This window comes from Hydrobacter penzbergensis (assembly GCF_900106985.1).
GTDB lineage: Bacteria > Bacteroidota > Bacteroidia > Chitinophagales > Chitinophagaceae > Sediminibacterium > Sediminibacterium magnilacihabitans.
Window position 1 is genome coordinate 220,391 of the sequence record NZ_FNNO01000004.1, and the last position, 18,498, is coordinate 238,888.

Here is an 18,498-nt window from a genome sequence, read left to right on the forward strand (position 1 = left end):
ATGGACCCAATGATCTTGTTTTATGTACTCTTGTTTGTAATTGCCTTTCTGTATGCTTCGGTTGGGCATGGCGGCGCCAGTGGTTACCTGGCATTGATGGCGCTTTATGGCATCGCTCCCGATGTAATGAAACCAACAGCGTTGATGCTGAATCTCTTTGTATCCTTTACTTCTTTTATACAGTTTTACAGAGGAGGCCATTTCAAATGGAACATCTTTCTGCCTTTGGCGGTGGCGTCTATGCCGGCGGCATTTGTAGGCGGACTAATCACCATCAATGCCGTTACCTATAAAAAAATACTGGGTGTTTTATTGTTGATATCGGTTGCCCGTTTCCTGTTTTTCCAATATACCGGAAAGGTGGAATGCAAAAAGTCCAGCATTGGTTTGTCATTATTGATCGGCGCATCGCTTGGCTTTTTTTCAGGTTTGATAGGTATTGGCGGCGGCATTATTTTATCCCCCATTTTATTGCTCCTGCGGTGGACCGATATGAAGCAGACAGCCGCTATCAGCGCTTTGTTTATTTTTGTTAATTCAATAGCAGGACTGGTGGGTCAGATGACCAATGGAATACATTTCAATGGAGATATGTATTTGTATGTGGCCATTGCATTTGCAGGCGGTTTATGCGGTGCATATATTGGAGCGATGCGCATGACACAAATGGTATTAAAATATACATTGGCCATGGTATTATGTATCGCATCCTATAAATTACTGGTTGAACATCATTGATGGTATGAAAACAAAAGTGCTTTTATTTGGACAGTTGGCAGAAGCGGCCGCGCCGGAAATGGAAATTTTCGATGTGCGGGATACAGACCAACTGGTGCAGGAAATTAACAAGCGGTTCCCGGCATTGAGCAGTATGCATTACAGGATTGCGGTGAACAAAAATCTTATTACAGAAAATACAACTATTACCAATACAACAACAGTAGCATTGCTTCCTGCTTTTTCCGGTGGGTGAGTAATGGTTGCAATAAAAATATGAACGAGGTAAAGAAATATAAGAACCTCTTTTTGCGCGGAGCGATTGCTGCTTCGTTCATTGCAGAGAAAATACAGGGTCATCAAACCAAAACAGATATTGGCGCACACAGTATTTTCCTGGGACAGGTAAGGGCCGATGTGATCAACGGAAAAAAAGTGGCAGCTATTGAATACAGTGCATACGAAGAAATGGCTATTGAAAAAATGCATGCAATACGGGAAGAAACATTTGCAAAATATGCGCTGACCTGCATGCATGTATGGCATAGCTTAGGCAATGTGCAGGCCGGTGAAATTTGTTTGTTTGTGTTTATTTCTGCGCCGCATAGGAAAGTAGCAACAGATGCTTGCAGCGAACTGGTAGAGCGGATCAAAGCAGAATTACCTGTGTGGGGAAAAGAATTGTTTGAAGATGAAACCCATCAATGGAAAACGAATCAATGACCATGGTAGATATTACTTCCAAATCGAACAGCCTGAGAGAAGCAGTGGCAGTAGCAGTATTGAAAGTATCTGATCTGTTAACGATCCATGCCGTACAAAACAAAACAGTTCCCAAGGGCGATGTATTCGAATTTTCCAGGGCGGCCGGATTGCTGGCCATCAAACGAACCAGTGATGTGATTCCCGACTGCCATCCGCTGCCGGTAGAACACGCATCTATACAATACCAGGTAGAAGAACTGTCTATTATAATCAGGGTTGAAGTACGCACCATTTATAAAACAGGTGTTGAAGTAGAGGCGATGCATGGCGCTGCCATCACAGCATTGACCATGTACGATATGCTGAAGCCTATCGACAAAGGCATTGAAATAACCAACATTCACCTGGAGTCTAAAAAAGGCGGCAAAACCACCTTTAATGAAACACTCACCGATAGCCTGCGTTGCGCAGTGATCGTTTGTTCAGATGCAGTATCTGCCGGTTCGAAAGAAGACAGCAGCGGAAGAACGGTAGTAGAAAAATTACAACAACATCATTTGCAGGCATCCATATATGAAGTAATTCCCGATGAATTTGCGCTCATACAAGAGAAAGCGCAACAGTTGGCATCAGAAGGTTATCACCTGGTACTTTTTACAGGCGGTACAGGATTGTCTCCCCGCGATGTTACACCCGATGCCATTCGCCCGTTACTCAGCAGGGAGATTCCCGGCATCATGGAAGCGGCGCGTAATTATGGCCAGCAAAGAACGCCTTATGCCATGCTTTCCAGGGGTGTGGCAGGATTCATTCAAAACAGCCTCGTTATTACATTGCCTGGTTCTACCAAAGGTGCAGCAGAAACAATGGAAGCATTGTTCCCTTACGTATTACACCTGTTCCGGGTGGCCAAAGGAATGCGCCACGCTTAACAGTTTGATAGCATTTGTCGGTAAAACGTTGCTTTAACAGGACGAACCTCATCTTTATGTTTGTGATCCCATTAAACTTTCTCGCACCCTTCGCATCAAACGAAAAAAGTTCGTATGAATCTGAAACGGATGGCGAAGACTTTTGCGGTGGGAGCGGTAATGACTGTCTTGTCTGCTTTTGCTCAGACGAGCCATTCTTCCGAACCGCGAATAAAAATGCCGTACAAAAAAACAGGCCTCGATTCCAGGCAGGCAGCGGCGCATCTGCTGAGCCGCTTCAGTTTCGGCGCAACACCCGGACAGGTAGATGAAGTGGTATCTATGGGACTTGATAAATGGCTGAAGCAACAATTGAATGCCGATCTCCCCGATGATGAAGTGAACAAACGGCTGGAAGGATATAATACATTGGGTCTTGATAATAGTACCATCGTCAATACCTACCTCAACCCGGGCCAGTTGATACGCGTGTTGATCATGCAGCACCTGATAGACAAAGACTCCTTACAATCGGCTGGCAGAAAAGAATACCAGGACAGGTTGCATACGCTCATGATACAGACCGGATATAAACCGATGCAGGACCTGCAACGGGAACTCATCAACCAGAAAATCATCCGTGCAGCTTATGGGCAGAACCAACTCAAAGAAGTGCTCACAGATTTCTGGTTCAATCATTTCAATGTATCACTAACCAAGAACCAGTGTGAGCAGTATATACAAACGTATGAGCGGGATGCGATCCGCCCGAATGTACTGGGGAATTTTGAAACCATGCTGGTGGCTACTGCCAAGCACCCTGCCATGCTGGAATACCTCGACAATGCATCGAGCGTAAGCAATAACAATGAATTGATTCGCAAGCAGGAGAACAATGTACAGCAACTCAGGAGCAAACTGCAGTTGCGTAAGATGAACAACAACGATACCACTGGTGAAGCCGGTATGCGCCTGATAGAGCAGGTGATGAATGCGCAGAAGAGACAGGGGTTGAATGAAAACTATGCGAGAGAGATCATGGAATTGCATACCCTGGGAGTAGACGGCGGATATACTCAAAAAGATGTGACGGAAGTGGCGCGTGCACTTACAGGATGGGCTCCCGCACCGTTGTACAATAATGGTATTGCCAAAAAAATAATGGACATAGCGGGAGAAGAACGAATGAAGAAGCAGGGCTTTGTGCATGAAGGTGATTTCTTATTTCGCGCCAACCGGCACGACCAGGGAGAGAAAACAATACTCGGCCGCCGGTTCCCGGCCAACGGCGGTTACCAGGAGGGTATGGAAGTACTGCACATGCTGGCTACACATCCTTCCACCGCTAAATTCATTGCTACCAAACTGGCTAACCGTTTTGTATGTGATACACCTGCTACCGCATTGGTGAACAGGATGGCAGATGTTTTTCTGCAAACGAATGGCAATATTAAAGCGGTGTTGATTACGATGGTGAACAGTCCTGAGTTCTGGGACCAGAAAGCATTACGAGAAAAAGTAAAATCTCCTTTTGAATTGGCTATCAGCGCCATTCGAGCTACCAACGCAGATATACAGCAGCCTTTTCAAATTTATGCATGGTGTATGAAAATGGGACAACGTTTCTATTTCTACCAGGCGCCCACCGGTTTTCCCGATAAGGCCGAATATTGGATCAATACCGGCTCTCTGCTGAACCGGATGAATTTCGGTCTTGCTTTCGCTACAGAAAAAATTCCTGGCGTTAAACTAAACCTGGCTGCGCTGAATAAAAAGAACAACAATTTCACATTGGCCTATGCGGCTGGTAATAATACCATGATATCGCAGATAACAGGTATCCTCATCGGGTCGCCGGAATTCCAGCGGAAATAACACCATCACATTATAAAGCATATTCTATGATCAACAGGAGAGCATTCATGAAATCGGGCGCCCTGGCGCTTTTTGCAGCGGGCTTCGGTGGTGTGCCAAGCTTTGTGGCACGTGCTGCTGATAACAGGAAGATATGGACGCTTTATAAAAAAAATAAAGTACTGGTCTGTATTTTCCAACGTGGAGCAATGGACGGACTGATGGCAGTAAGTCCGTATGCAGATCCCAACCTCAAATTATTGCGTCCCTCTCTCTTTATGAGTCCTGCTAAAACCGAAGGCAGCATGACGGATCTCGACGGACGTTTTGCACTGCATCCTTCATTGAATAGTTTGCATCCTTTTTTCGCCGAGGGGCGCATGGCAATTGTGCATGGAGTAGGCAGTCCGAATAATACGCGCAGCCATTTCGATGCACAGGATTATATGGAAAGTGGAACACCCTTCAACAAAGGAACGGCAAGTGGTTGGCTGAACAGGGCGGTGGGTTTAACGGGGCATGATGCAGCAACTCCTTTCCGTGCAGTGAGTCTTACGAGCGCTTTGCCCAGGAGTTTTTATGGAGATAATGAAGCGTTGGCCATCAGCAACCTGCAGGATTTCGCCATACAGATGAGGGGGAACCCGGTAGCAACACATGCGGTAGCTCAATCTTTTGAGCAATTGTACGACCAGACTTCCAGCGAAATATTGAACAAGGCAGGCAAAGAAAGTTTCGATGCCATGAAGATGCTGAACGTGAACAATATCAGGAATTACCAACCCGCACAAGGTGTGATGTATCCTGCATCGCCATTAGGAAATGCATTGAAACAGATTGCCATATTGATCAAGATGGATGTGGGCATGGAAGTGGCTTTTGCCGAAAGCGGCGGATGGGATACACATTATAACCAGGGTACGGCCATTGGTGCATTGGCAAATAACCTGCGAGATTTCAGTAACAGTATTGCTGCATTCTGGCAAGACCTGGCTGCTTACCAGGATGAAGTAACGCTGATGACCATGACCGAGTTTGGAAGAACGGCATACCAGAACGGCACCGGAGGCACAGACCATGGCAGGGCAAGTTGCCTGTTTGTATTGGGTAATGATGTAGCAGGCGGAAAAGTGTACAACAACATCAAATCATTAGCCAAGGCCGATCTCGAAGATGGCCGCGACCTGCCGGTGAGTACCGATTTCAGGTCGGTGTTCAGCGCGGTGGCCAACGGTCATCTTAAGATCAACGATGATAAAACTTTATTCCCGGAATGGGGAGGGAAAGAATTGATGTTGATGAAAGCATGAGTTAATTTGGCAATTAGGTAATTCGACAATTCGACAATGAGTTAAGGCAGCAGTTCGAATTCGGTTTCTTTTACTTCTTGTGAATTGGTGCCGATGAAGAGTTTGAATTTTCCCGGTTCGGAAGCGTATTTCATGTTGGTGTTGTAAAATTTCAAATCGGCTGCGCCGATGGTGAATGAAATGGTTTTTGATTCACCTGCTTTCAGGAATATCTTTTGAAAGCCTTTCAATTCTTTTACGGGCCTTGTTACAGAAGCCACTACATCGTGAAGGTATAACTGCGCCGTTTCTTCTCCATCGTATTTGCCAGTGTTGCTGATGGTTACAGTAGCAGTAAGCTTTTCTGAAGGTTTGATGCTTGTTTTATTCAAACTGACGGCGCTGTAATTGAAATGGGTATAGCTCAGTCCGTAACCAAAAGGATACAATGGCGTGTTGGGTACGTCGAGGTATTGTGTGGTATATTTTTGCCCTTCACTGAAAGGCCTGCCCGTGCTTTTGGCGTTGTAATAAATGGGTATCTGCCCAACACTTCTTGGGAAAGTCATGGTCAATTTTCCAGAAGGGTTGTATTTGCCAAAAAGAACATCTGCAATCGCATTGCCGGCTTTCATGCCTGCAAACCAGGTCTCTACTATTGCGTTCAGGTGGGCATCTTCCCACTGTAATGTCAGCGGACGGCCGTTCATGAGCACCAATACGATGGGTTTGCCGGTTGCTTTTAACGCTTGTAGCAATACCTGCTGGTTTTCGGGTAAGCTGATATCGCTTCTGCTGGCAGCCTCACCGCTCATCAGCGCAGATTCTCCCAGGAATACAACAGCTACATCTGCTTTATTGGTATGCTCAACGGCTTCTTCGATCAGCTCTTTTACACTGCGGCTGTCTGCTGTAATAGCGGCTCCATGCGGGTTTAATTTTTTCACCAGTACAGGGTCATCGATAAGGTTTGCGCCTTTGGCATAGCTGAAATTGTTTTGCGGGTATTGTGCTGTAAGCGCTTCCCAAAAGCTGGTGGCTTTTTTCCAGTCACCAGCGCCACTCCAGCAACCGATGAGGTTACGCTGATCTTTTACAAGCGGACCAATGAATGCAATACGCTGTTGGTTGTTCAAAGGAAGGATATTGTCCTGGTTCTTCAACAACACAATACTTTTTGTAGCGGCTGTTCTGGCCAGTTCCATTTTTTCTGAAGACATGATCTCTTTTGCTGCGCGCTCTTCACTTACTCCCCGATAAGGATCATTGAACAACCCGAGTTTGTATTTCGCTTCCAGCACACGCCTGCAAGCCTGGTCTATATAATGCACATCCAGTTTTTTGTCCGTCACCAGTTTTTTTAACCGGTTGAGAAATATTTCACTCACCATATCCATATCAGAGCCGGCCATCAGCGCCAACTTACCCACTTGTGCTTCATCACCCAATCCATGGTTCATCAATTCCAAAATCGCAGTATAATCTGTAGCCACCAAACCCTTGAAACCCCATTGCTTGCGTAACACATCTGTGAGTAACCATTGATTGGCAGTGGCAGGAATTCCGTTGATATCGTTAAAAGAACTCATTACCGATCCGGCACCGGCATCGATAGCGGCTTTGTAAGGAGGGAGGTACATTTCAAACATTTTTCGCTCACTCATGTCCACCGTATTGTAATCTCTTCCTGCCTCCGCAGCGCCATAGAGTGCGAAATGTTTTACACAAGCCATTACGGCATCTTGTTTCGTGAGATCATGCCCCTGGTATCCTATCACCATTGCTTTTGCAATCTGAGATCCCAACCATGTGTCTTCACCGCTGCCTTCTGCAACCCGTCCCCAGCGTGGATCGCGTGCTATGTCTACCATGGGAGAGAACACCCAGTTCAAACCATCGGCACTGGCTTCATCAGCAGCTGCTCTGGCAGTTTTTTCTATCAACGGGAGATCCCAGCTTGCAGCTAAACCCAGAGGTATAGGAAAAATAGTCTTATGCCCGTGGATCACATCATAACCGAAAAGCAAAGGTATTTTCAACCGCGTTTTTTTAACAGCTATATCCTGCAACTTGCGCATGGCAGCAGGTGTATACGTATTAAACACACCTCCTACTAAACCTTTCTCTAACTTTCCTTCCACTCCCTGACTCAAAATAGGACCGGTTACATCAAAACCCACAGAAGGCAGGTTGAGCTGTCCGATCTTTTCATCGAGGGTCATTTTACTCATGAGGCCGGTGATGAATGCATTCATTTTGGAGGATGAAGGCGTTTGCGCCAGGGCGTTGAAGCTACAGGCGATAGCCACCAAAAAGGCGATGAAGTGATTCTTTTTCATATTGCTGGATGAATGGTAAAAGGAATTTGGTATGGTAAAGTTATTCAGACCTGATCACTTTGGTGCGTTCCGATACGCCATTTTCATTAATGGCTTCAATCTGGAAATAAAAAGGCAGGTCTTTGTCCATTGCTTTGAAAAAATATTGGTTGGTATTGTGCACCATGATGCAATTGTATAACTTGTCGGGCTCTGTGCCGGTATAGATATTGTATGCATAGGCATCGCCAGATAAACGCCATTTGATCCAGGCGCTGCGCTTGTCTTTCTCCGTACGCAAAACGATGAAGTGCTGAACCGTATCTGGCCTGGCGCCGCCGCCATTGCCAAAAACCCGCAGGCCGCTGAGGGCAAACTTGCCGGTAGGCATGTGCAGGTTAACCAGCTTGATGTATTTGGCTTTAACGGGGTTGTCCAGCTCAACATAGTCGTGCGGCACGTCGGTTTTGTTCTTGCTTTTGTCTGCCAATAATTGCCAGTGCTTGTTATCTGCAGAATACCATAACTGATATTGATGATATACATCGTGCGATTTACCCAGAAATTCCGCATCCTGATCTGCGTAATTGATCTGTACAGCATTAACCGTACTGATATTTCCTAGATCGGTCACGATCCATTCTCCTGCATTGCCCGTAGCAGCGCTCCAATAGGTTTTGATGTCTTCATCAACAGCGTTGTTGGCGCTGTAACTGCCGAGGGTAGAAGACACGGTTACAGGCTTGTTATAATTCAACAACATCCATCCGGTGAATTTCCCTTTCAAATGATCAGCAGGGCCATCAGGCAGATAAGTCGGATAATCACCAAATGCGGTATTACAATACATCACCCCATCTTTATCGAAACCAGTAGGCCAGATGCCTACCCGCCGCTCGAAATTGTTTTTTACCGATATGCCAATGGTGGATATGTGCCAATAGTTTTTCCATTTGTCCTGGTAAGTAGCGCCATGCCCCGCTCCACGTGCAAAGCCACCAGGCTTATAACTGAAGGGCATGGGCTGCGGCTTGAATGGCCCAAGCGGGGCATTACCTACAATCACGCCATCTGCATAACCACTGAATTCTGTTCCCGGAGCGCCATATTGCAGGTAGTACTTGCCATTGTGTTTGGTCATCCATGCGCCTTCAATAAACGGATCGAGAAAAATATCGTCGAGGTTTTCTCCAAAGCGCTGCCATCCATATTTATAAGGTTCCAGCAAATACATTTCTTTCCTGGCACCAATCAATTGAAATGTTTTGGGATCCACTTCTACACCATAGATGGGATAGCGATTGCTGCTGCCATGATATAGGTACAACCTGCCATCATCGTCCCTGAAGAAATCGGGATCCCAGCCCCCCGGTGTGAAATCATGAATGGCTTCTTTCCATTCATTGGCTTTGGGATTGGTACTCATCCAAATGGGAAATTTGGAAGTATAGGTGGAGCCGAAAACGAGCAAAGTATCTCCCTGCACCCATACTGCCGGCGCACACAGGTCATCATACACTTTGTGTTCGGGTCGTAAGAACGACCGTGAAACAAAATTCCAGTGATTCATATCACTGCTCCACCAATAACCCCATTGGTTGGTGGAGAAGAGATAATAGTCGCCTTTGTATGTTACGATTACCGGATCGGCTGTGGCGCGGTGCTTCCCTTCGGTAGCAAAATTGGGAATAGGCGTATAACCGTAATCGATGTTAATCGGGTTGCAATAAGTACGTTGCTGTGAGAAACTTTTTGTACTCAGCAACAATGCCAGTGCAATGGAACAATAAATCTTTGCCTTTTTCATAGATCAATTGATAGACGGTGATTTGAAATCGAGTTTCTTCAATCCTTGTTGAACTTCGGGACAGCTCATGAAGAGCTTCCACAACAAGCCCGAACGATAGTTTTCGATCATCACAACAATCGGCCCCTGGTCAATGGCCAGGTACGATTGAGCATACCAGTTATGTTCTTCACTGAAAGCATCTGTAAAACCATATTCACCCCATATCTTATCGCCCAGGTCGTCGTAAAAATGACGCAATGCTTTCATTGAAAATTCAGGCGTATAAGGAAATGCCGAGAGCGCGGCAGTAGGTGTGATCACACCCAGGTCATTGGTGGGTGAATGGGCGCTATAACCTTGGTGGTTGTCGCTTGCAGTGAGGCCCCAGCAATTTGCTCCGTAACCTTTGAATTTTTTGGGGTTATCTAAACAATAGGCATGGTTGATGAGCGTGTGGTTCTGGTTTTGCTGCCAGTAATCGGCATAGCGGTCTTTCAATCCTCTCGGGTCTAGACCCAGGAAAGAATAATGTGTGAAGAACAGCGGCCCCCCATAATCAAAGCCAAGCGGCAGTTTGATACCATAGAACTCTTTTCCGTTTTTAAAATAATTGTTGATGGCCCATCCGCGATGGTACACATTGCTTTGAACAGGGTACCGTTCGCTGCTGGCTGCCAGTACATAGGTAATCAGGCATTCATTGAATCCGCGGAGCGAATGGTTCATGCTCCAGTCATTGTTGGGGCTCCAATGCCAGTAGAGTACATCCTGTCCGCCCCTGGTAAACCAATCCCATTCCACTTCATTCCACAAGCTGTTGATGCGGTTGCGCAATTCGGTTTCTGTTTTATTGCCCGCATTGAAATATTGACGCGCAGTGAGGAGCCCTTCGAATAAGAATGAGGTTTCCACTAAGTCTGCCCCATCGTCTTTCCGGCTGAAGGGAATGGTTTGTCCGGTTGCCCCGTTCAACCAATGCGGGAAAACACCATGATAGGAATTGGCTTTGGAAAGGAATTTAACCATCTTCAATAATCTTGCCACTACGGAGTCGCGAGGCACCCATTTTCTTTCTGCTGCCACCACCATGGCCATCACGCCAAAGCCGGTACCGCCGGTGGTTACTACTTCATGACCATAATTGAAAGCCACATTGCTTCTTTCGCGGGCCATACCGCTTACAGGGTGTCCGAAATCCCAGAAATATTTAAAGGTTTGCTTTTGTACCAATTCCAGTAAAGCCGTATCGCTGAGGTTCTTTGTTCTGGCAACAGGTATCTGTTGTGCGAAAAGAGAAGTACTCAATAAAATGCAGAGCCATACGCTCAATGATTTTTTCATGTCTTTTATTTTATAATCGTACGTAAGTAATAGTATAATACCTAATTATATATCTTGATAGTGACATTTTAATGGCACTACATGTTAATATTATAGATAAGCAGCCTGGAATCCAAGCGCTTTCATGCCTGTTTTAATTTCGGGACAGCTGGTAAATAAATTCCAAAGCAACCCGGTTCTGTAATTTTCAATCATTACTACAATGGGTCCCTGGTCAATGGCCAGGTATGAACTGGCAAACCAGCCATCGTTCAATGAGAAAGCATCAGCGAAGCCATAGTTCCCCCATATTTTATCACCCAATACATAGTAAAAGAATTTCAGCGCCTGCATCGATTCTTTGGGCGTATAAGGGAAGGAAGAAAGCGCTGCCGTAGGTGCAATCACACCTACATCATTGGTAGGGGAACTGGCCGTATATCCATTCGGGATATCGCTGGCAGTGAGCCCCCAGCAGCTATCGCTGTATCCCACCTGGTTTTTGAGATTGGCTTTGCAATAATTATAATTGATCAGTGTATGATTCCTGGTCTGTATGGTATAATCTGCATAAGCATCTGTTAACCCATTGGGATTGATGCCGAGAAAAGAATAATGCTCAAAGAACAAAGGGCCTCCCATCGATGGACCCAATGGCAGGTTGTAATTATAATAAGTATTGCCGTTTTTAAAATTGGCGGCACCAGCCCATCCGGCATCATACACCGTTTTAGGAATGGCATAAGTGTTGGATGAAGCCGCCAGCACGTAAGTGATCAATGCTTCATTCCATCCTTTGATGGGCATGTTCATGACCCATGCATCGGTGGGACTCCAATGCCAGTACAGCACGTTCTGGTTATTTTGTTGAAACCAATTCCATTCAACATTATTCCACAATGTATTGATATCGGCGCGCAATGCTGTTTCTGCGGCATCGCTGCCATTGAAATATTGCCTGGCGCAGAGCAGGCCCTGCATCAGGTAAGCTGTTTCTACCAAATCGGCGCCATTGTCTTTTGCGCTAAAAGGAACAACAACACCGGTGGCTCCATTCAACCAGTGCGGGAAAGCGCCATGGAATTTCTGCGCTGTATTTTTCAGGAATCCCACGATCTGTTGCATCCTTGCCAATCCCTGTGCACGCGTAATGAATTGCCGGTTAACGGCAACAGGAATGGTCATGATGCCAAAGCCCGAACCACCGCTGGTTACCACATCACCACTGGTATTTCTTTCCCTGGCCAGTCCGCTTGCCGGGTGTGCGAAATCCCAGAAATAAGTAAAAGTCTGTCGCTGCACCAGCGTAAGCAATGAGTCATCTGAGATCAACGGGAACTTCCTGGTAGAATCGATCTTTGTTTGCAGGTTCACGGTAATACCGGATTGCAGGTAGCCACCCGGAAAAGACTGCAGTTGTTGCGATACGGTGATGCTGTATTTGTTCAACGGCCGCAATGCCTGGGCAGGTTGAATGATAACGGTGCTATCGTTATTCTCAAACCCGGTTGTGTAAGCAACAACGCCTCCACTGTTGTCTTTGAAAACGATATTGCCTGCAACACTGGTACGGTTCAACTTCGCGGTGAAGTTCAGCCTGATCACAGGTGTGTAGTTCACGCTTGTATAATTGAACCCGTTGAAAACGCCGTTCACTGTTAAAGTATTGAAACTATATGAAGCCGGTGGCGTGGGTGCAGGCCGGGTATCATTACCCGTTTTACCACAGCCTGCACCCAGCATCAGTAAACCCATCGCCACCAGATAATGAGGTTTCATGTTATTTGCCTCTTCCCTCCAGTTTTACCAATGCATTGATATCAGTTTCTGCCAGCGCTTTATTGTAAATGCGCACTTCATCCAATTGACCGGTCATGAAACTGGCCCATGGTTGAGAACCTGTTGCAGAAGTAAGACTGGGAGTTGTTTGAAACTGCACGGTTCCGAATACCATTTTAGTGGCATTCTGAAATTGCAGCGGTCCGAAATTAGCCACTACCTGGGTGGCAATTTTAGAACCATTCACGAATACTTTGAAAGTAGAGCTGGCTGCATCATAGCTTACGGCAATATTCATCCACACATTCCAGGCATTGGTGATGTTGTAATTACCCAGCCAGGCGTCTTTGCCATTGTTATTCACGTGTACTTTCAGGTTGGCATTGGTGGCAGTACCCCCATTCTCGAAGAAGATGGTGAGGTTGCCCCAGAATGAATTGGTATTGGCTATATCGAGAATACCGGCAATACCGTTGGTGTTTTGCGGACTGTTGACCCACGAAGTAACAGTAAAACTCTGCAGGTTCTGAATACCCGAACCCGGATTGAACAAAACATATTTGTTGTTGCCGCCCTGCATAGCTGATCCTTTGATGCCATTCACAAAACCAACCCCAACATTCGTGCCTGCTGTATTCGTTACACTGTCAGTTACATTATTGTCGAACGACCAGTAACCCACCAGGTTGCCGGGAGCAATGCTTTTAGCGCTGGTATATCCGCCAATAGATAAGGCAGGTGCATAGCTCGAAGGATCAAATTTTTTATAACAGGAACTGAGCAACATACTGCTACCTGCGATGAGTGAGAACAATAGTTGTCTGTTAATATATTTCATAAAAAAGATCTTTAATTGTCAAAGAATTAATACCCGGGATTTTGTGTCAGTACACCTGCACTCAGGTCTATTTCATTCTGAGGGATAGGCATCACTTCATTCTTGCCCGCTACAAATCCCCTCGGTCCGAACACAGTGGCCGCACGGCCCTGGCGAATGACGTCGAAGAACCGGTCGAATTCCATGGCCAGTTCTACACGGCGCTCGTGCCAGATGGCATTGCGGAGTGCGCCCTGATCGGTTGTGATAACATCAGGTAATACAGCAGGATTACCGCCACGGGCCCTGGCGCGTACTTTATTGAGTGATAGCAGGGCCTGCGCTGGTTTGCCCAGTTCATTGCTGGCCTCTGCATTCATAAGCAGGATGTCTGCAAAACGCAATACCATGAAATCCTGGTCAGCTCCTTCATTGTAACCGGATACATACTGGCTAAAGGGTACATAAGATTTTTTGTTGTACATGGGATTGTCACCTGTAGGCGGTATTACATCTCCTTCGGCAGTGGTTTCTCCTCTGAATATAATAGTACCTGCTTTGCGTGTATCTCCCGGTTCGAACTCAGCTACGAGATCGGGTGTGGGTACATTGAAACCCCATCCACCACCTACAGATCCGCGAACACCCTGTACCTGGGAATACTGCGAATTGGAAGCAGCTTTGTTACCCAGTATCAGTTTGCACTGTATCTCAAATACAGATTCTGAACTGTTCTTATTTTGGGTGCGGAAAAGTTTTTCGAAGTCGGGGAACAAGCTATATCCCATGCCCATTACCTGTGTTGTAAGATCGAATACTGCCTGCCATTTCTTCTGGTACATAGATACTTTGGCCAGCATACCCAGGGCTGCCCCTTTTGTAGCGCGTCCTACATCGGCTGCACCATAAGACTGCGGTAAAACAGCGGCCGCATCTGTGAGGTCTTTTTCAATAGCCGCCCATACCTGCGCTTTTGGTGTGCGCGGAACATTGTATTCAGCAGCACTCTTAGGTACTGTTAAACGTAATGGCACATCGCCGAAGGCGCGTACCAACCTGAAATAGGAATAAGCCCTGATGAATTTAGCTTCTGCCAGGTAACGGTTTTTAAGGTTATCATCCATAGTAATACCGGGAACATTGTCTAATACCTGGTTGGCGAAATTGATGTTCTGGTATTGACCTGCCCAGAAGTCGGCAATCTGTCCTTCTGTGGAAGTAGCAGTGAAGTTGTGGAATTTATTCATGAAGGTAGCGTCACTCGGACTGCTTCCTTTTTCTGCATCATCCGAGCCCATACTTTCTACGGCAATGGGTGCGAAAGCAATATTCTTCCATTCATGTAAATTGGCGTACATCGCATTCACGGCCTTGGCAGCATCAGCATCTGATTTCCAGAATTGCTGACTGGGTTGCTGCCCCTGCGGCGGCACATCCAGGAATGTTTTGTTGCATCCGGTAAACACCACCAGTGCCAACAAAGCGCCGGAGATGAAATAACGGTGATATGTTTTATTATGAAGATTCATGATTGTAAGATTTTTTGTTAGAAGGTGAGGTTCACTCCAAAATTGTAAGTGGCATACAACGGATAAACATTGGTATCAATGCCCTGGTTAATGGCCGATCCGCCTATCTCAGGTGTGAAGCCCCTGTACTTGAAGAAGTTGAATGCGTTTTGTGCATTCAGGTACACACGGAGTTTTTTGACCTTCCACCTGTCTGTCAGTGAAGCAGGAAGGGTATAGCCTAATTGCATATTCCTTACCCTGAAATAACTGCCATCTTCCACGAAGAATGAATTGGGACGATAGTTATCGCCACCACCAATATTAGCAGAAGGATAGCTGTTGGAACTGCCTTCTCCATGCCAACGTTTATCATAAAAATCTTTGGTAAAATTCTCGTTACCATAACGCAGTCCCAGGTTGGCATTGTACACCTGTACACCAGCCACTCCCTGGAAATCCAGTGTGAGGTCGAACTGCTTATATGTCCAGTTGGTGTTTACACCATAACTGTACCTGGGATTTGGATTACCCAAGGGTACCCTGTCGCGGGCATCGATCACACCATTTTTATCCTGGTCTACATAAATGAAATCGCCGGGCTTGGCATTGGGCTGCGCTGATCCGGTGATCTGCGACTGGTTCTGGAATACACCAGCTACGACTAATCCGTAGAACTGCCCGATGGGTTGTCCTACCATGGTACGGGTTGACAACTGACCACCTGTAGCGGCTCCACCACCGCCATAGATGGGGTTGCTGCCGGTGGTAACAGACAATACTTTGTTATCGTTTATACCCAGGTTGGCGCTAACAGAATAAGTGATGTCTTTGCCTATTTCATTTTTCCAGGTAATGGCCAATTCAACACCCCTGTTCTGGAAATCGGCCTGGTTGCCAAGGATGGTACCAGACGATGTTCCTACAGATGAAAGAATGGGAATATCAAAGATGGCTTTCTCTGTTTTTTTATTGTAGTAATCCAACTCAACAGTCAGCTTGTTGCTCAGCAGCGATGCATCCAAACCGATATCTGTTCCCACACCTCTTTCCCAGTAAGTAGTAGGAGGTACTACCGAGTTGATGCTGGCGCCGGTATAAGGCTGGTTGCCGAAGATGGCTGTGAGATAAGGAGCCTGTGTTACAGTGAGCACAGAGATGTTCGATGGAACGGATACGTTACCGATCTTACCCCAGCTGGCCCGGAGTTTCAGGTTATTAAACAGCTTCTGCTGTTGCATGAAATCTTCCCGTGTAATTACCCAGCCTGCACCAACAGAAGGGAAATAACCCCAGCGGTTATCGCCGAAGAATTTAGAAGATCCATCGGCACGCATAGAGAAGTTCAACAAGTATTTACCCTGGTAATCATAGGTAACACGACCGAAATAAGAAGCAATAGTGGCAACGGAACCGTTATCATCTACATTTCTTCCGGCAGTGCTTCCCAGGCGAAGGTAGTAGTCGCCCTCACTGGTATTGGGCACATTGGGTGCAGTGGCAGTCCATCCGTAGGATTGGTAACGTTGTGCAGATTGTCCCAACAACACCTTTAAATTATGGTTGTTGAATTTATTCTCGTAAGTAAGGGTGTTTTCCAATATCCAGTTCCTGGTTTCTCCTCTCGAAAGAGTCAACTGGCTGGCGGTGTTGCGCTGCTTCAAAGTAGCAGTGTATACTGGCAGATAGTTTCGCACTTCATTTTGTCCGAATTCACCGCCAATACTAGTATGGAATGTCAGGTGGGGCATCAGTTTCAGATCGCCATAAGCGCTTCCTGAAACACGGTAATTCTTTGATTTCTGGTTGAAGAAATCGAGTGTAGCCTGCGGATTGAAGTTGGCGCCATCACCCAGGTTATAATCACTGGGATCGCCATAACTACCATCTTTGTAATAAACAGGTACTACTGGCGCTGCTGCGAAAAGTTGGTGGAAGATACCACCGGGTATATCAACGAAATTATTAGAAGCTGCCGTGGCAGTATATCCCAATTTTAAATTCTTGAATACCTGGAAATCATTTTGCAATCTCGCAGTAACCCTGGTATAATCATTGCCTGTTACAAGGCCCTCCTGTTTCAGGTAACCGAGTGAGAAATTGTAAGTTGATTTCTCTGAACCCCCACTTACCGATACCTGGTGATTAGTCACCAATGCATTCCTCAGTATCTGATGATACCAGTCGGTTCCAGTGCCAAACTGGGTAGGATCCAGGAGGGCAGTGCTACCATTGGCAGCAGCCAGTTCATTAACCATGGTAGCAAACTCATTGGCGTTGGCCATTTTAATGCTATTGGTCACGTGCTGGAATCCTACAGAACCATTATAGTTAACGATGGCTTGTCCTGATTTGCCTTTTTTAGTTGTAACCAGTATCACGCCATTAGCGGCCCTAACACCATAAATAGATTCGCTGGAAGCGTCTTTTAATACACTGATATTGTCAATATCGGCAGGGTTCAGAAAACTGATATCATCATACCATACTCCATCCACTACATACAATGGATTGGCATTGCCGTATACCGTACCGAGGCCACGGATGCGCACCTGGGGCGATGAGCCGGGTGCACCACTGTTGGTGATCTGAACGCCTGCTACCTTGCCCTGCAAAGCACTGATAGGATTGGTAGATGCTTGTTTAGCGATGTCTTCGCCTTTAACAGCAGCCACAGAACCGGTAACGTCGATCTTTTTCTGTGTGCCATATCCCACCACAATTACCTGGTCCAGTTCTTTTTGACTGGGCACCAGGGAGGTGTTGATGGTGGTTTGTTCTCCTACTGTGATTTCTTTGTCTTCATAGCCAACAAAAGAGAATACCAATACGGCATTCTTTCCGCTAATAGGAATGTTGTACACGCCTTCACTGTTGGTAACAGTGCCGGTATTGGTGCCTTTTACTTTCACCGATACATTGGCAAAAGGTTGCCCGCTTTCATTGGTAACTTTTCCGCTGACGCGTTGGTCATACGCATTTTTTTCATCGGCTTCTTTGAGCAATACCACCAGGTTATTGTCCAGCACTTTGTAAGAAAGGTTTACTTTCTGCAACAGGTTATCCAATGCCGAGCGCAATGGAACGTTATTGGCGGTAAAGTCCACTTTTGTTTTGATAACAGGTGCCAGGTCGTAATTGTACAGGAACCTGACATTGGCAGATTTTTCAATGGAAGTAAGGATCTTCCTTACCTCTGTTTGCTGTACCTGCATCCTGACGTTCTGGCCAAAGGCGCCGGCATGCGCCTGTAAAGCAGTGAAAAGGGTGATAACAATCGCCAGCTTCATAAGCACAATTGTTTTTAGGATGGGTGATGGCAGGAAGCGTTTCGTTTCTTGCACGCTTTTTTTCATACATTTGGATTGTAGGTTAATCAATTGAAACCCATTGATTTTGCGATATCTGGGTTTCTTGTCTCAGTCTTAGCCTTAGGTCGGGGAATGTTGTCGCATTCTCCGATTCTTTCTATGGTGGTGGGAGGCTTACCC

Annotated in this window: 13 protein-coding genes; 6 read left to right on the forward strand and 7 right to left on the reverse strand. The window is 46.2% G+C overall.

Annotated features, from left to right (window positions below; genetic code table 11):
- The 6 genes from BLU98_RS06590 (at nt 1) to BLU98_RS06615 (ending at nt 5,497) form a co-directional block, all read left to right on the forward strand.
- Complete coding sequence (locus BLU98_RS06590; protein ID WP_257574766.1) at nt 1-738, forward strand: sulfite exporter TauE/SafE family protein; 738 nt, start codon at nt 1-3, stop codon at nt 736-738.
- 4 nt (nt 739-742) lie between these two features.
- Nucleotides 743-973 (forward strand): MoaD/ThiS family protein, encoded by a 231-nt coding sequence (locus tag BLU98_RS06595; RefSeq protein WP_139173858.1) that lies wholly within the window; start codon nt 743-745, stop codon nt 971-973.
- A 20-nt stretch (nt 974-993) separates the two neighbouring features.
- Complete coding sequence (locus tag BLU98_RS06600; RefSeq protein ID WP_092723235.1) at nt 994-1,440, forward strand: molybdenum cofactor biosynthesis protein MoaE; 447 nt, start codon at nt 994-996, stop codon at nt 1,438-1,440.
- A complete protein-coding gene (gene moaCB, locus BLU98_RS06605) occupies nt 1,422-2,354 on the forward strand; it encodes a bifunctional molybdenum cofactor biosynthesis protein MoaC/MoaB (protein ID WP_257574767.1) in 933 nt (310 codons plus the stop codon). Before BLU98_RS06600 ends, moaCB begins: the two co-directional genes overlap by 19 nt.
- A gap of 114 nt (nt 2,355-2,468) precedes the next feature.
- Nucleotides 2,469-4,208 (forward strand): DUF1800 domain-containing protein, encoded by a 1,740-nt coding sequence (locus BLU98_RS06610; RefSeq protein WP_092723238.1) that lies wholly within the window; start codon nt 2,469-2,471, stop codon nt 4,206-4,208.
- Nucleotides 4,209-4,234: 26 nt separating this feature from the next.
- The gene (locus BLU98_RS06615) at nt 4,235-5,497 is read left to right on the forward strand and encodes a DUF1501 domain-containing protein (protein WP_092723240.1); all 1,263 of its coding nucleotides are present in this window, start codon (nt 4,235-4,237) and stop codon (nt 5,495-5,497) included.
- Between the two features lie 41 nt (nt 5,498-5,538).
- Here BLU98_RS06615 and bglX read toward each other — a convergent pair whose 3' ends face one another.
- The 7 genes from bglX to BLU98_RS06650 all read right to left on the reverse strand — a co-directional run bounded on the left by bglX (nt 5,539) and on the right by BLU98_RS06650 (nt 18,363).
- Nucleotides 5,539-7,815, reverse strand: a complete 2,277-nt coding sequence (gene bglX, locus BLU98_RS06620; protein WP_092723242.1) for a beta-glucosidase BglX — start codon at nt 7,813-7,815, stop codon at nt 5,539-5,541.
- Between the two features lie 40 nt (nt 7,816-7,855).
- Nucleotides 7,856-9,601: a family 43 glycosylhydrolase gene (locus BLU98_RS06625; RefSeq protein ID WP_092723244.1), complete on the reverse strand. Its 1,746-nt coding sequence runs from the start codon at nt 9,599-9,601 to the stop codon at nt 7,856-7,858.
- A 3-nt stretch (nt 9,602-9,604) separates the two neighbouring features.
- On the reverse strand, nt 9,605-10,924 hold the full coding sequence (locus BLU98_RS06630) for a glucoamylase family protein (protein WP_026772790.1): 1,320 nt from the start codon (nt 10,922-10,924) through the stop codon (nt 9,605-9,607).
- Nucleotides 10,925-11,014: 90 nt separating this feature from the next.
- Nucleotides 11,015-12,682, reverse strand: a complete 1,668-nt coding sequence (locus tag BLU98_RS06635; protein ID WP_257574768.1) for a glucoamylase family protein — start codon at nt 12,680-12,682, stop codon at nt 11,015-11,017.
- A 1-nt stretch (nt 12,683) separates the two neighbouring features.
- Entirely contained in the window at nt 12,684-13,520 is an 837-nt protein-coding gene (locus tag BLU98_RS06640) for a LamG domain-containing protein (RefSeq protein ID WP_026772791.1), read from the reverse strand.
- Nucleotides 13,521-13,546: 26 nt separating this feature from the next.
- A complete protein-coding gene (locus tag BLU98_RS06645; RefSeq protein ID WP_092723246.1) occupies nt 13,547-15,028 on the reverse strand; it encodes a RagB/SusD family nutrient uptake outer membrane protein in 1,482 nt (493 codons plus the stop codon).
- 17 nt (nt 15,029-15,045) lie between these two features.
- Nucleotides 15,046-18,363 carry a SusC/RagA family TonB-linked outer membrane protein gene (locus BLU98_RS06650; protein ID WP_257574769.1) on the reverse strand — a complete coding sequence of 1,106 codons (3,318 nt, stop codon included), beginning with the start codon at nt 18,361-18,363 and terminating at the stop codon, nt 15,046-15,048.
- Nucleotides 18,364-18,498 lie beyond the last annotated feature (135 nt).

Bases quoted from the DNA above. Each gene is read 5' to 3' on its own strand.
- BLU98_RS06650 (WP_257574769.1), bottom strand. From the start codon at position 18,363: ATGAAAAAAAGCGTGCAAGAAACGAAACGCTTCCTGCCATCACCCATC.
- BLU98_RS06625 (WP_092723244.1), bottom strand. From the start codon at position 9,601: ATGAAAAAGGCAAAGATTTATTGTTCCATTGCACTGGCATTGTTGCTG.
- moaCB (WP_257574767.1), top strand. From the start codon at position 1,422: ATGGAAAACGAATCAATGACCATGGTAGATATTACTTCCAAATCGAAC.
- BLU98_RS06640 (WP_026772791.1), bottom strand. From the start codon at position 13,520: ATGAAATATATTAACAGACAACTATTGTTCTCACTCATCGCAGGTAGC.
- BLU98_RS06610 (WP_092723238.1), top strand. From the start codon at position 2,469: ATGAATCTGAAACGGATGGCGAAGACTTTTGCGGTGGGAGCGGTAATG.
- bglX (WP_092723242.1), bottom strand. From the start codon at position 7,815: ATGAAAAAGAATCACTTCATCGCCTTTTTGGTGGCTATCGCCTGTAGC.
- BLU98_RS06615 (WP_092723240.1), top strand. From the start codon at position 4,235: ATGATCAACAGGAGAGCATTCATGAAATCGGGCGCCCTGGCGCTTTTT.
- BLU98_RS06645 (WP_092723246.1), bottom strand. From the start codon at position 15,028: ATGAATCTTCATAATAAAACATATCACCGTTATTTCATCTCCGGCGCT.
- BLU98_RS06595 (WP_139173858.1), top strand. From the start codon at position 743: ATGAAAACAAAAGTGCTTTTATTTGGACAGTTGGCAGAAGCGGCCGCG.
- BLU98_RS06635 (WP_257574768.1), bottom strand. From the start codon at position 12,682: ATGAAACCTCATTATCTGGTGGCGATGGGTTTACTGATGCTGGGTGCA.
- BLU98_RS06590 (WP_257574766.1), top strand. From the start codon at position 1: ATGGACCCAATGATCTTGTTTTATGTACTCTTGTTTGTAATTGCCTTT.
- BLU98_RS06630 (WP_026772790.1), bottom strand. From the start codon at position 10,924: ATGAAAAAATCATTGAGCGTATGGCTCTGCATTTTATTGAGTACTTCT.
- BLU98_RS06600 (WP_092723235.1), top strand. From the start codon at position 994: ATGAACGAGGTAAAGAAATATAAGAACCTCTTTTTGCGCGGAGCGATT.